Below are 11,201 nucleotides of genomic sequence, written 5' to 3' on the forward strand. Positions count from 1 at the left end.
TCCGGGGGGCCGGGGGGGGGGAGGGCCCGCCCGGACGGCTGTTGTGTGGTGGGTGCGCGGACGCGGACCGTACGGCGACGGCCCCGGGCACCGCGGCCGGGGCCGGTGCGGCCCGGGGCCGGGTGCGCGGGCCCCCGGCCGGGGGCCGCGTCCTCGCGCGGGGAAGAGGTCAAGAGGTCAAGGGGTCCGGGTCAGCCTGCGTCGGTGGTCCCGGCGCGACGGGAGCGGACGAACCAGAAGGCGAGCGCGGCGAGCAGCAGCACACCCGCGCCGATCGCGACGGGGACGGCCGGGAAGCCCGACGAGTCCTCGGCGGCGGCGGCCTTCTCGGTCTTGTCGCCCTGGTCGGCGGGGGTGGCCTCGGCGGACTTCTCGGGGGCGGGGCTGGGTGAGGGGTCGCTGCCGAGGTCGGGCAGCGCGGGCAGTTCGGCCTTGGTGTCGAGGGCGACGGCGAGCGAGACGGGGTCCATCCGCGTACCGGCCTTGTACATCCCGCCGAACGCCTTGGAGCCCTGGGCGGTCAGTTCGGCCGGGGCCTCGGTGATGGTGACGAGGCCACCGGAGGTCTTCAGCGCGGCGGTGTCGAAGGTGACCAGCGGGACCTTGGCGTCGTGGAAGGCGGAGTTCTTCACATCCGCGAACAGGGTGCCCTTGGCGCCCTTGGTGGTCACGGCGACCCTGCTGAACGTCAGGTCGAGACCCTGGTCGCCGGAGAAGCGCACGGTGCCGGTGAAGGTGGCGTCGAGCGCCTTCTTCTCGTAGGTGCCCTTGCCCTCGGGGAAGCGGAAGAGCGCGCCGCCGTCCTGGGCGCCGTCGGTCAGCTTCCATTCGCCGTTGGCGATGGAGCCGTTGACGTACTCGCGGAAGGTGCGGCGCACGCCCCAGTCGACGGCCGCGTCCTCGATGCGTCCGGCCGCGGGCTTCTTGTCGCCCTTGCCGTCCTTCTCGCTCTTCTCGTCCTTCTTGTCCGCGCCGGCCTTGTCCTTGTCGGCCTTCTCGTCCTTCTTGCCGGGCGGCGGTGTCTCCTGGGACGGCTCCGGCGCGGGCCGGGTGGCCGCGGCGGCGACATCGGCGGAGAGGTTCACCGGGTCGAGGGCGGTACCGGCGGTGTAGTAACCGGCGAACGCCTTGGCGCCCTGGGCGGTAAGGGTGGCGGGGATGCCGTTGAGGGCGACCGGGCTGCCGCCGCCGCGCATGTCGACACCGGACAGGTTCAGCGAGGCCATCGGCACCTGGCTGGTGTTGGTCACCTTGCCGGTGTTGAGCTCCTTGCTGAGCATGTCGGCGTAGAGGGTGCCGGAACCGCCGGAGATCCGGACGGTGGGGCGTGAGATGGTGAGATCCAGTTGGAGGTCACCGTTCGGCTTCTTGTGGCCCGTGAACCGCACCCCGCCGGAGAAGCCCGCGCGGAAGGCGCCGGTGTCCGGGTCGTAGGTGCCGTTCGCCGAGTGGAAGCGGAACTGGCCCGCGCCCACGGTCGCCGAACCGCCTTGCAGGGTGAAGTTCCCCTGGGCGATCGGACCGGTGACGTATCGCTGGAACGAGGACTTGATGCCCCAGTCCAGCCGGCCTCCGTTCACCGTGCGCTCGGCCGCGTGCGCGGTCGACGCCGGGAGCAGCAGCGCTCCCATGAGAGCCGAGCACGCCGTGGCGGCGGCGGTACGGGCAACCCGTCCGGACAGCATCGATGCCCCTTCCTGGGCCTGGTCATTTAAGGTAAGGCTAACCTAAACTATGGCTGACCTGGCCGGAACCCTTCGGTCACCTCCTTCGGTCACCCGAACCTCACAACCAGCACGACAGGACGGTGTATTCGTGCGCATCCCACGACTGGCAGGCGCCCTCACCGTCGTCCTCGCCCTGGCCCTCACCGGCTGCGGCGGCTCCCAGGACGACACAGGCGCCCCGGCCACGGCCCGCGCGAAGACCGCCGCCGACCGGGTGGAACCGCTGGCCAAGGCCCCACAACCGCGACTTCCGGCCACGGTTGATTCCGCCGACGGGCGCAAGGTGGAGATCACCGACATCAGCCGGATCGTCCCGCTGAGCGGCAGTCTGAATGAGATTGTCTTCACACTCGGACTCGGCGGAAAAGTGGTGGCCAAGGACATCACCGCGACCTTCGAACAGGCCGAGAAGCTGCCCGTGGTGACCCGCGCGCACGATGTCTCCGCCGAATCCGTGCTGTCGCTGCGCCCGACCGTCGTCCTCGCCGACTCCACCAGCGGCCCGGTCGAGGCGATCGACCAGATCCGTGACGCGGGCATCCCCCTCGTCGTCTACGAGGCGGCCAAAGGTCTCGACGACGTGGACAAGCGCATCGAGGCCGTCGCGCGGACCCTCGGTGTCCCGGACTCGGGCGCCGAGCTGACGGCCCGTACCCAGGAGCGGATCGGGAAGGTCCAGGCGGACATCCCGGCGCCCGCGAAGGACGCGGACAAGCCCCGGGTCGCCTTCCTGTACGTCCGCGGTTCCGCGTCCGTCTATCTGCTGGGCGGCCGGGACTCCGGCGCCAGCTCCCTGCTGGAGGCCGCGGGCGCGGTCGACGCGGGCAAGGCGTCCGGACTGAAGAAGGACTTCACCCCCATCACCAGCGAGGCGCTCGCCAAGGCCGCGCCGGACGCCGTCCTCGTGATGACCAAGGGCCTGAAGTCCGTCGGCGGTGTCGACGGACTCGTCAAGATCCCCGGGGTCGCGGAGACCCCCGCCGGGATGGACCGCCGGATCGTCTCCATCGACGACGGCGTGATGCTCAACTACGGTCCCCGTACCGACCAGGTCCTCCAGAGCCTGGTGGACCAGCTCTACGCGAAGGGTCCCGCGAAGTGACGACCCTGGCCAGGCCCGACCGGGCGGACGACGGCCCGGAGGAACCCCGCGCCGTCGCCCTCACCAAGTCCGCGGCGACGGCGGACGGAGCGACGAAGGAAGCGGCGGCGGACCCGTCGCCCGCCCCGGACCCGGTACGCGGGGCACCGGCGCAGGCCGCCCCCCGGCGGCGCGGCACCACGTCCCTGCTGACCACCGGGCTGATCGCGGCGCTGCTCGTGATGGCCCTGGTCTCCGCCGGGACCGGCGCGTACGACATCCCGATCGGGGACGTCCTCTCCTCCGTCCGGCACCGGATCGGGCTCGGCGGACAGGCCCTCGACCGGGTCGGTGAGAGCGTCCTGTGGAACGTCCGGCTCCCCCGGGTCGTCCTCGCGCTCCTCGTCGGGGCGTCGCTGGGCTGCGCGGGCGCCCTGATGCAGGGCGTGTTCGGCAACCCGCTCGCCGAGCCGGGCGTCATCGGCATCTCGGCGGGCGCGGCCGTCGGCGCGGTCGTCGCCATCGCCTTCGGCCTCACCTTCCTCGGCAACTGGACGGTCACGGCGGCGGCGTTCATCGCCGGACTCGCGACCGTCAGCCTCGTGTACGCGCTGTCCCGCTCGGGCGGCCGGACCGAGGTGGTGACCCTGATCCTCACGGGTATCGCCGTCAACGCGTTCGCGGGCGCCCTGATCGGGCTCTCGGTCTTCTTCGCCGACAACTCCGCGATCACCCAGATCACGTTCTGGCAGCTCGGCTCGCTCTCCCAGGCCACCTGGCCGAAGGTGCTCGCGGTCCTGCCCTGCGCGCTGCTCGGGCTGCTCGTCGCCCCGCTGTCGGCCCGCAAGCTCGATCTGCTGGCCCTCGGTGAGCGCCCCGCCCGGCATCTGGGTGTGGACGTGGAGCGGCTGCGGATCACCATGATCCTGGTCGTGGCGCTGCTCACCGCGGCAGCCGTCGCCGTCGCGGGGGTCATCACCTTCGTGGGACTGCTCGTCCCCCATCTGCTGCGGATGGCCGCGGGGCCGGGACACCGCTTCCTGGTGCCCGGCAGCGCGCTGGGCGGCGGACTGGTCCTCGTCTCCGCGGACCTCGCCGCCCGGACCGTCGCCGCGCCCGCCGAACTGCCGCTCGGGGTGCTCACCGCGCTCTTCGGCAGCCCGTTCTTCTTCTGGCTGCTGCGCCGGACCCGCCGCAAGCAAGGAGGCTGGGCGTGATGAGGTCCCTGTTCGCGTCACGGACACGGAACATGCCCGCGCCGGTCGCACCCGGCGAGGTGCTCGCCGAGGCACGGAACCTGACGGTACGGCTGGACTCCCGTCCCGTGCTGTCGGAGGTCGGCGTCACGGCGCGGGCCGGTGAGGTGCTGGCGCTGGTCGGGCCGAACGGCGCCGGCAAGTCGACGCTGCTCGCCGCGCTCGCGGCGGACCGGGCCCCCGACGAGGGGTCCGTGACGATCGCCGGACGGCCCGCCGCCGCGTGGTCGGCCGCCGAACTCGCGCTGCGCCGGGCCGTGCTGCCGCAGGACGCGTCGCTGTCGTTCCCGTTCCCCGTCGAGGACGTCGTACGGATGGGACGGGCGCCCTGGGCCGGGACCGAGCGGGAGGACGAGGACGACGAGGCGGTCGCCGCGGCGATGGCCTCCACCGAGGTCACGGACTTCGCCGGGCGGGCGTTCTCCGGGCTGAGCGGGGGTGAGCGGGCGCGGGTCGCGCTGGCGCGGGTGCTGGCGCAGCGGACGTCGCTGCTGCTGCTCGACGAGCCGACCGCCGCGCTCGATCTGCGCCATCAGGAGCTGGTGCTCGGGGTCTGCCGGCGGCGGGCCGAGGCGGGTGACGCGGTGGTCGTGGTGCTGCACGATCTGGGGCTCGCGGCGGCGTACGCGGACCGGGTGGCGGTGCTGCGGGACGGGCGGGTGGTGGCGGACGGGGCGCCCGGGGTGGTCTTCACGGACGCGTCCCTCACGGAGGTCTACCGCCAGCCGGTCGAGGTACTCCCCCATCCCCGGACCGGGGCGTTGCTGGTCTTCCCCCGCCGCGAATAGCCTTCCCGGGGGGCGTGGTCGTCCCTGCGGCCGCACGTGTCCCTGTCCGGGTCGCCTTCACTTGCGCCCCTGGGTCCGTCCGGCTGAACGTACTTGTTCCCGTACGGGCCCGACGGGGGTGCGCAGTTCCCCGCGCCCCTGGGTCCGTCCGGCTGACCGCGCTTGTTCCCGTGCGGGTCGCTCGTGGGTGCGCAGTTCCCCGCGCCCCTGGGGTTCCCCGGCGGGGCGTACCTGTTCCTGTGCGGGTACTCCGGGGGTGCGCAGTTCCTCGCGCCCCTGGGTACTCGTCGCTGGGTGTACTTGTTCCTGTGCGGGTCGCTCGGTGGGTGCGCAGTTCCCCGCGCCCCTAGGGTTCCACCTCTGGGCGTACCTGTTCCCGTACGGGTCGTTCGTGGGTGCGCAGTTCCCCGCGCCCCTGGGGTTCCCCGGCGGGGCGTACCTGTTCCTGTGCGGGTGGTCCGGGGGTGCGCAGTTCCTCGCGCCCCTGGGTACTCGTCGCTGGGTGTACTTGTTCCTGTGCGGGTGGTCCGGGGTTTCGCGCAGTTCCCCGCGCCCCTTTGGGGCACCCCCTGGTGACCCGCGGTCGGGCGGGGGCAGCAAGGGGCGCGATCTCAGGGGCGCGGGGAACTGCGCAACCCACGAGCGACGGCACAGGAACAAGTGCGCCCAGCACAGGAAACCCAGCGGCGCGAGCGAAGGCGACCCGCGGGGAACTGCGCACCAACGGACCACCCGCACAGGACGTGCGACGCCCACCCGGGACGACCCAGGGGCGCGAGGAACTGCGCGAGCAACCAGGCGCCACCCGCAGGCGAACAGCCACCGCAAGAGGCGCTGCCCAAGGGGCGCGGGGAACTGCGCAACCCACGAACGACCCGTACGGGAACAAGCGCGGCCAGCCGGACGGACCCAGGGGCGCAAGCGAAGGCGACCTGCGGGGAACTGCGCACCCACGAGCGACGGCACAGGAACTTGTGCGCCCGGCACGGGGAACCCAGGGGCGGCTCGGTCGGGGTGCGGCCGTCAGTCGCCCTTTGCTCCGGTGAGGCCCTGGATACGGCTCAGGACGAGCACCCCGCCCCCCGAAGCCCCCCGCACGGGAACCCGTACCGCCTGGTTGGAGGTCCGTTCAAGGGTCACCGACTGCTTGACGGCGCCCCGCATCAGCGCCCGCACCGGCGGCTCCAGCCGCAGGTCGCGCCCCTTCGCCGCGGTCTGCTTCTCGTAGTGCCGCGTCGCGAAGAACACCAGCGCTCCGCCGTCCTCGGTCCGCAGCCCGAGCGGGGCGTACGCGCCGTCGCCGAGCGGCTGGTCGATGTACTGCCGGGACAGTCCGGGCCGGGTCGCCCCCCGCCGCCGCTCCTCCCGCCAGTCGGTGGTGTGCGGGCCCGGCGCGAAGTCGGGACCGCCCTTGTCGAGATACGTCGCGTACCGTTCGCTCAACTCCGCGGGCGGCACCGCGAGTTCCTTGTCCCGTACCGGCACCGCGCTCGCGAGGCCGTCGCCGTCGGTGCGGAACTCCGGGATCTGGCCGGGGGACATGACCGTGAGGTACGCCGCCTTCCAGCCGGCGTCCGGTCCGCCCCGGGTGAAGGCGAGCACCCAGCGGGTGTCCTTGCTCTTGTCGGTGTCCTGGTCCCGGTTGGAGTCCGTGTCGGCCAGGAAGAACTTGGGCCAGCCCGCCATCTTCGGGACGGTGAACCGGCGGTCCGTCAGCTCCAGCGGCGAACGGTTCGGGTCGCCGTCCGGGTCGATGCTCCGGCGGGCCCGCAGCCCGGCCTGGTCGATCGCGCCGAGCGCGCCGGTGACCCGGTCCTCGTCCAGCGCGGGGTCGTTGGCCCGGTCGGCCTTGTTGTACGCGGTGAGGAAGTCCCCGAGCGCGCGGTCCGCCTCGGCCTTGGTCGCGGCGGGGATGATCTCGCGTTCCCCGTGCACCGTGACACAGCCCGTCGCCATCAGCGTCAGGGCGGTCAGTACGGCCCAGGGGGTGAGTCCCCGCGCCGTCGCGCGCCGGGGGAACCGGCGTATCGCCGCCCGCGGGCGTGGCGGAGGAGTTGCTGAGATTGCTGGCGTTGCTTCCATCGGGCCCCTTCACCTTCCCCTTCCCGGCCCCGAACCCTACCGGGCGGTGGGCGGACCGGACGCCGGGCCCGGAGGGGGGCGGGGCCGTGCGCCGCGGGGTCGACCGGGGCGAGCGGTCCGTACCGTGACAGGGGAATACAATTCGTGGGTGAACCAGCCGACCGCGTCCCCGACCGGTGCCGCTCCCCTGCGCACCGCCCTGGACACCCTTCTCGCAGAGCTTCCCGCCCGGGAGGCCTCCCGGGCCGTGGAACGGCTGATCACCACGTACCGCGGCCGTATCCCCACCGCCGCCCCGGTCCTGCGGGACCGCCCGGACGTCGCGGCCTACGCCGCGTACCGCATGCCCGCCACCTTCGAGGCCGCCCGCACCGCGCTGGCGGCGCTCGCGGCGGCGGCCCCCGGCTGGACCCCCGCGAGCCATACCGACGTGGGCGGCGGCACCGGCGCCGCGACCTGGGCCACCGCCGCGACCTGGGCGGGCCCCCGCGAGGTCACGGTCCTCGACTGGGCGCAGCCCGCCCTCACCCTCGGCGCGGAGATCGCCGCCGCGAACCCGGCCCTGCGCACCGCCCGGTGGCAGCGCGCGAGGATCGGCGCCGAGCTGGTCCTGGCGCCCACGGACCTGGTGACCGTCAGCTATGTCCTCGGGGAGCTGACCGAGGAGGACCGTACGGCGGTGGTGGCCGCGGCGGCCGACGCCGCGCAGGCGGTGGTCGTCGTGGAACCGGGCACCCCGGAGGGCTACGCCCGGGTGCTGGAGGCCCGGCGGGCGCTGCTCGCCGCGGGTTTCCGGGTGCTGGCCCCGTGCCCGCACGACCTGGCGTGCCCGATCGTCCCGGGCGCGGACTGGTGCCACTTCTCGGCCCGGGTCAGCCGCTCGTCGCTGCACCGCCAGGTGAAGGGCGGTTCGCTCGGGTACGAGGACGAGAAGTTCAGCTTCGTGGCCGCGGTCCGCTTCTCCGGCTCACCGGCGGCGGCGCGGGTGGTGCGGCGCCCGCAGATCCGCAAGGGCCAGGTGCTGCTCGAACTGTGCGGCGCGGACGGCGCGCTGCGCCGCGAGACGGTGACCAAGCGCCATGGGCCCCTGTACCGGTCCGCGCGGGACACGGACTGGGGCGACGCCTGGCCACCGCCGCCGGAGGACGGCGAGCGGTCGGGGAAGGACTAACCCCGCAGCTCCTGGGTGCAGCACTTGACGCTGCCCCCGCCCTTGAGCAGTTCGGACAGATCCATGCCGATGGGCTCGTAGCCCCGCTCGCGCAGCGGGTCGAGGAGGCCGAGGGCGGCTTGCGGGAGCAGGACGTGCCGGCCGTCGGAGACGGCGTTGAGGCCGAGGGCCTCGGCGTCACGTCCGGTGGCGATCAGGGCGTCGGGGAACAGATGCCGCAGGACGGCCCGGCTGCCCGGTGAGAAGGCGCCCGGGTAGTACATGACGTCGTCCGCGCGGTCGTCGAGGACGGCGAGCGCGGTGTCCAGGTGGTAGTAGCGGGGGTCGACGAGATCGAGCCCGATGACCGGGCGGCCGAAGAACTCCTGGGCCTCGCCGTGCGACAGCGGGCTCGCGCGAAAGCCCCGTCCGGCGAGGAGGTACGAGGCGGTGACGGCGAAGTCGCCCTCGCCCTCGTTGATGTGCAGCGGTTCCTGGACGGCGCTCCAGCCGTGGTCCCGGAACCAGTCGAGGTGTACCGCGGCCTCCGGGACACGTTCCGGGTAGGCGAAGCGGGCACCGAGGACCCGGCCGTCGACGACGGTCGCGCCGTTGGCGGCGAAGACCATGTCGGGCAGTTCGGGGTGGGGTTCGAGCACCTCGACGGTGTGGCCGAGGGAGCGGTACCGGTCCCGCAGGTCCTCCCACTGGGCGACGGCGAGCGGGAGATCGACGGGTTTGGCGGGGTCCATCCACGGATTGATGGAGTAGGTCACCTTGAAGTGTGCCGGTGGGCACATGAGATAACGCCGGGGTGTGGCGTGGCGACGGGGCAATGAGGGCTCCTCACGACCGCAGGTTCATGCCGTCCCGATCGGGGGCGACGCTGCCCATGGTGCGGCAGAACGCCGCCCGGCGGGAAGCCGTTGTGTCCTGGTGCGGGGTGAGGAGCCCTCGTGGTGCTGGGCCGGACAGGTGGTCCGCCGTCCGCGCGCGGTCGGCGGCGCGGCCACGGCCCGGGTTCACGACCCGTCGGTGGCCGTGGTGTCCTCGTCGGTGGCGGGTCCGGGCCCGGCGTCGGGCGCGCTCCCGGACGTGGCCGCGGATGTGTCGCCGGACGCGTCCTGCTCGGCCGTCCGGGCCGCCTGGAGCTTGCGCAGCAGCTCGCGCTTCTGCGCGGCGGGGTCCACCGCGGCGCCCCTGCCGTCGCGGCCCTTGCCGCGCAGCGCGCCCCGCGAGAGATTGCTGCGGGTGCCGCCCACGCCGAGCATGTTTCCGTTGCGGGCCATATGCCCTCACCTCCGTGTGATGGTCGTCGTCCGTCGGTCGACGTCCTACGGGACGATACGCCCCGTAGCGACCGCACCACACGTTAGGCAAGACGATACGTCTCGTCAATCGAATAAAGACGCTCCGTCTCGTCACGAGGTAGATTCGGTGCATGTCCAGCGATTCCAGCACCCCTACCGCGCCCACCCGGCCCCCCGGCACCGCCCGCAAGGACGGGCCCGACTCCAGCCGCCGCAGTGAGCGCTCCCGCCACGCCATCTACGACGCCGCGCTCGCCTCCGTCGCCGAGGTCGGCTACCAGCGCACCACCATCGAGGGCATCGCCTCCCGCGCGGGCGTCGGCAAGCAGACCATCTACCGCTGGTGGTCCTCCAAGGCCGATGTACTGCTCGAAGCCTTCCTGGACCTGAGCGAGCAGGCGAGCGAGGCCGCGGGCGGCACCCCCTGGGAGTTCCCGGACACCGGGGACCTCGCGGCCGATCTGAAGTTCGTGCTCCGCGCCACCGTCGACGAACTCCTCGACCCCAAGTTCGAGGCGCCCTCCCGCGCTCTGGCCGCCGAGGGCGTGGTGAACGCCCGGCTCGGTGAGCAGTTCGTCACCAAACTGCTCGAACCCCAGCTCCAGCTCTACGTCGGCCGGCTGCGATCGGCGCAGGACAGCGGGCAGGTACGGGCCGACATCGACCCGCGGATCGCGCTGGAACTCTTCGTCGCGCCGCTCGCCCAGCGCTGGCTCCAGCGCAGCGGACCGCTCAGCCACGGCTATACGGACACCCTCGTCGACTACGCCCTGCACGGCATCGCCGCGCGCTGAACGCACCCCGGCTGCGGGGTCCGGCCACGCGGGGCGCAGGATGGTGGGACGATGGAAGGCCACGGAGGTCCGGGAAACGCCACGAGCCGCCCCGGTCACATCCGCGCGAACCGGCGCCGACGCCGTGCCGGACTCGGGACTCAGGACTGGGTGAGGGGATACATGGGCGTGGAGAACGGCCGCTCGGGCGGACGGAGCAGGATTTCCCAATGGCTGCGAGGCCGCCGGCCCCGGGACACCGGGGACACGGTGGACAGCGCCGGCCGTGAAGAGCTGCTGCTGGCCGCCGCGGGAGCCGGGCTGCCGCTCGCGCCCGCCGCGCACCCGTCCGGATACGGATGTTCCTGCGACCGGGTCGGCTGTCCCACTCCGGGCCAGCACCCCGTCTCGTTCGCCTGGCAGACCCAGTCCACGACGGACCGGGCCCAGATCGAGCGCTGGGCGCGGAGCGCGCCCGAGGCGAACTTCATCACGTCCACCGGGATGGTCCACGATGTGCTGGACGTTCCGCAGGCCGCGGGGCGGGAGGCGCTGGAGCGGCTGCTGGCCGCCGGGGTCGAGGTAGGGCCGGTGGCGGTCTCCGGCGAGGACCGGATGCTCTTCTTCACGGCGACCCGGGGGACGCCGGAGCAGGAGGACGAGTGGTGGCCCTGCGAGCTGGACTGCCATCCCGAGACGATGGACGAGCATCCGGGGCTGCGGTGGCACTGCCGGGGGTCGTACGTACTGGTGCCGCCGGCGCGGCTGCCCGGGGAGCGGGTGGTGGAGTGGGTACGGGGGCCTGAGTACGGGTTGCCCGATCCGCTGACGCTGCTGGAGTTCCTCACGGATTCCTGTGCGAGGTTCGGGGGCGAACCGGCGGGGGTGGGGTGGCCGCTGCGCGGCTGACCCCGGGCCCCCTTCGCCAGCGGTCCGTAGGCCCCCCTGCGCGGGTCGCCTTCGCTTGCGCTTCCTAGACGAGTCATTCCGAATGCTGATGGTGTGTTCGGGAACGCGGACAGGGCGTCCAAGAT

At 73.0% G+C, this 11,201-nt stretch carries 10 protein-coding genes; 6 read left to right on the forward strand and 4 right to left on the reverse strand.

Annotated features, from left to right (window positions below; translation table 11 throughout):
* Positions 1-191: 191 nt before the first annotated feature.
* Positions 192-1,685 (reverse strand): HtaA domain-containing protein, encoded by a 1,494-nt coding sequence (locus AB852_RS22540; RefSeq protein WP_073791542.1) that lies wholly within the window; start codon positions 1,683-1,685, stop codon positions 192-194.
* A 130-nt stretch (positions 1,686-1,815) separates the two neighbouring features.
* Here AB852_RS22540 and AB852_RS22545 point away from each other — a divergent pair, with 130 nt between their 5' ends.
* Genes AB852_RS22545 through AB852_RS22555 form a run of 3 tightly spaced genes read left to right on the forward strand, consistent with a single transcriptional unit; the run spans position 1,816 to position 4,852 of the window.
* On the forward strand, positions 1,816-2,829 hold the full coding sequence (locus tag AB852_RS22545; RefSeq protein WP_073791545.1) for a heme/hemin ABC transporter substrate-binding protein: 1,014 nt from the start codon (positions 1,816-1,818) through the stop codon (positions 2,827-2,829).
* Positions 2,826-4,025, forward strand: a complete 1,200-nt coding sequence (locus AB852_RS22550) for a FecCD family ABC transporter permease (RefSeq protein WP_245876872.1) — start codon at positions 2,826-2,828, stop codon at positions 4,023-4,025. Before AB852_RS22545 ends, AB852_RS22550 begins: the two co-directional genes overlap by 4 nt.
* Positions 4,025-4,852, forward strand: a complete 828-nt coding sequence (locus AB852_RS22555) for a heme ABC transporter ATP-binding protein (protein ID WP_073791548.1) — start codon at positions 4,025-4,027, stop codon at positions 4,850-4,852. Before AB852_RS22550 ends, AB852_RS22555 begins: the two co-directional genes overlap by 1 nt.
* A 1,023-nt stretch (positions 4,853-5,875) precedes the next feature.
* On the opposite strand, the gene AB852_RS22560 is transcribed toward AB852_RS22555, so the two are convergent.
* Entirely contained in the window at positions 5,876-6,934 is a 1,059-nt protein-coding gene (locus AB852_RS22560; protein WP_483883358.1) for an SCO2278 family lipoprotein, read from the reverse strand.
* 148 nt (positions 6,935-7,082) lie between these two features.
* On the opposite strand from AB852_RS22560, the gene AB852_RS22565 reads away from it, so the two are divergent.
* Positions 7,083-8,105, forward strand: a complete 1,023-nt coding sequence (locus AB852_RS22565; protein WP_073791554.1) for a small ribosomal subunit Rsm22 family protein — start codon at positions 7,083-7,085, stop codon at positions 8,103-8,105.
* Here the strand turns inward: AB852_RS22565 and ddaH are convergent.
* Positions 8,102-8,920, reverse strand: coding sequence for a dimethylargininase (gene ddaH, locus AB852_RS22570; RefSeq protein ID WP_342748491.1), 819 nt, complete (start codon positions 8,918-8,920; stop codon positions 8,102-8,104). The two genes, AB852_RS22565 and ddaH, sit on opposite strands and share 4 nt — an antisense overlap.
* A 186-nt stretch (positions 8,921-9,106) precedes the next feature.
* Positions 9,107-9,373 carry a DUF6243 family protein gene (locus AB852_RS22575; RefSeq protein WP_073791557.1) on the reverse strand — a complete coding sequence of 89 codons (267 nt, stop codon included), beginning with the start codon at positions 9,371-9,373 and terminating at the stop codon, positions 9,107-9,109.
* 152 nt (positions 9,374-9,525) lie between these two features.
* On the opposite strand from AB852_RS22575, the gene AB852_RS22580 reads away from it, so the two are divergent.
* Complete coding sequence (locus AB852_RS22580; RefSeq protein ID WP_073791560.1) at positions 9,526-10,188, forward strand: TetR/AcrR family transcriptional regulator; 663 nt, start codon at positions 9,526-9,528, stop codon at positions 10,186-10,188.
* 162 nt (positions 10,189-10,350) lie between these two features.
* The gene (locus AB852_RS22585) at positions 10,351-11,076 is read left to right on the forward strand and encodes a bifunctional DNA primase/polymerase (RefSeq protein WP_073791563.1); all 726 of its coding nucleotides are present in this window, start codon (positions 10,351-10,353) and stop codon (positions 11,074-11,076) included.
* The last annotated feature ends 125 nt before the right edge of the window (positions 11,077-11,201 follow it).

This window comes from Streptomyces uncialis (assembly GCF_001905345.1).
GTDB lineage: Bacteria > Actinomycetota > Actinomycetes > Streptomycetales > Streptomycetaceae > Streptomyces > Streptomyces uncialis.